The sequence below is a fragment of the Vibrio sp. JZG10 genome, from assembly GCF_054064075.1.
On sequence record NZ_JBSUGE010000050.1, the window covers coordinates 1 to 2410 of the forward strand.

General features: G+C 43.8%; 1 protein-coding gene and 1 tRNA gene. One reads left to right on the top strand and one right to left on the bottom strand.

The annotated features are described in order from the left end of the window. A tRNA-Asn gene (locus ACWYVB_RS24020) sits at nt 1-76 on the top strand. Nucleotides 77-359: 283 nt separating this feature from the next. Here ACWYVB_RS24020 and ACWYVB_RS24025 read toward each other — a convergent pair. Further along, nucleotides 360-1796: an NAD-dependent succinate-semialdehyde dehydrogenase gene (locus ACWYVB_RS24025; protein ID WP_395222558.1), complete on the bottom strand. Its 1437-nt coding sequence runs from the start codon at nt 1794-1796 to the stop codon at nt 360-362. Nucleotides 1797-2410: the final 614 nt, after the last annotated feature.

Consider the following 2410-nt stretch of genomic DNA (forward strand, 5'->3'; position numbering starts at 1 on the left):
TCCTCCTTAGCTCAGTTGGTAGAGCGACGGACTGTTAATCCGCAGGTCACTGGTTCGAGTCCAGTAGGAGGAGCCATATTAGAAAAAGCCGTATCTCTTGATACGGCTTTTTTGCATTGGTTTAAAGTCAAACTCTTTTCTACTCATGTCACTCAGGAAAGAAAATCAGAGTTTAGATCATTACCTTGAAGGCATCTCTTAACTTAGAGTGGAATATCTGCTCACCAACAACTCTGCTTTCTATCGATAGTCCCTCCATAAGCAATGTTCACCAATAAATAATAATCATAGTGGGTGGCACACATCTCCCAGATCAAAAAAGCCAGGTAAAACCCAGCTTTTTGCTTAAATCAACCAACTCAGCTTAAACCACCGAGACAAATATACTTTGTCTCCAAATATTCATCGAGCCCTTGTTTCGCACCTTCTCGGCCAACTCCTGACTCTTTCACTCCACCAAACGGGGCCACCTCAGTAGAAATAATCCCCTCATTGACACCAACCATGCCGTATTCCAGACCTTCGCTGAAAGCAACAATACGCTTGAAGTTATTCGTGTAGAAGTAACAAGCCAAACCATACTCTGTGTCATTCGCCATTCCTAGAACTTGCTCATCATTCTCAAAAGTAATAATAGGTAATACAGGCCCGAATAGCTCTTGCTGAACAATCGACATATGTTGCTTGACGCTATCCAAAAGAACGGGCTCCATAAAGCGCCCAGGGCGTCTCTGCGGAGAGTTGGCAATAGAAGCCCCTTCTTGTACAGCTTGATCGATCACCGCCTCTAGGCGATGTTTAGAAGCCATCGTAATAACAGGGCCTAATGTGACACCTTTCTCTAAACCATTACCAAGCTGTAATTTGCTTAACTTCGACAATACTTTTTCAATAAAAACTTGTTTTACACCTTCATGAACATACAGCCGATTGGTACAAACACATGTTTGCCCTGCATTACGGAACTTCGAAGCGACAAGCCCTTCCGCAGCCGCATCTAAATCTGCATCTTCAAAAACAATAAAAGGTGCATTACCACCTAACTCCATCGAAACCGCTTTGACAGAGTCACTGGCTTGTTTCATCAAAATCTTCCCGACTCGCGTAGAGCCCGTAAAAGAAACTTTCTTAATCCTAGGATCAGTACTTAGTACTAGGCCAAACTCAGCTGCCTGCTCTGATACCACCACAGGAAGCAGTTCTTTTGGGATTCCTGCCTGATAAGCTAATTCAACAACAGCAATTGCAGTAAGAGGGGTAAGCTCAGAGGGTTTAATCAGCATACCACAGCCTGCCGCCAGGGCTGGTGCTGCTTTTCTTGTAATCATCGCAATAGGGAAGTTCCACGGCGTAATTGCAGCGCATACCCCTACAGGCTGGCGAATAGCAGACAGACGTCGATCTGTCGTGGGGGCTGGTATAACTTCGCCATAAGCACGTTTGGCTTCTTCTGAAAACCACTCGACAAAAGAGGCGCCATACATCACCTCCCCTTTACTCTCGGTTAATGGTTTTCCCTGCTCTAAGGTAATAATTGTGGCAATGTCTTCTGCATTATCAAGGAGTAATTGATACCACTTTTTCAAGCGACGAGAGCGCTCTTTAGCACTTAGCTTTCCCCAGCGAATTTGCTCGGTTTTACACTTACCAATAATGTCATCTAATTCCTCAAGAGCACTGGGCTTTAATCGAACTAACTCTTGCTCAGTTGCAGGGTTGATGACCACAATTCCCTCTTCGGAAGACCATTGTTTAAATACGGATTTCAAGGTTTCATTTTTTATTTGTTGCATCATCAAACTTACTCCTACGAGAACTCCTCTTAGGTTAATCTTTACTAGCAAGATCAGCAAAGAAAACAAAGTTTTCTAAAAGACATGAATGTTCGAATGACTTTACTCTCTTAACAGTCTAGACGCTCATTCTCTTCCAATGACTAAATCAGACTAGCGGTAACAAACTCCAGCAATCCATTCTCCTAGGGACTATCCAGAACACTAGAACGATGAATATTTGCGAAGTAGCAGTAGAAAACTCTTATTAGAGAGGAGCGTTAACGAAATACGCAGTGACAAGGATACAGACTACGAGCTAGCTTATGCGGATTCATCGGTCTCCAGCATTTACTATAGGCTCGAATCTGTAGAGAAATGGGCAAGATTACATTCAACTAGAATTGTGCAATTCGGTTGCGGATAAAGCTGGCACTACAGATACCAAAAGTCTTAGTCTTTCAAGTGAAGCTTAATATAGGTGGCAGCGGCTCTGGGCTACTAACAGGCCTTTTCCGCGGGACTCATTCGATTAAAGGAAAAAGTATACTCATATTAACGAAAAAGCCCCAGTCTTTCGACTGAGGCTTAATATAAGTGGCGGAGTGGACGGGACTCGAACCCGCGACCCCCGGCGT

Coding starts and splice junctions, on each gene's coding strand:
- ACWYVB_RS24025 (WP_395222558.1), bottom strand. CDS start 1,796: ATGATGCAACAAATAAAAAATGAAACCTTGAAATCCGTATTTAAACAA.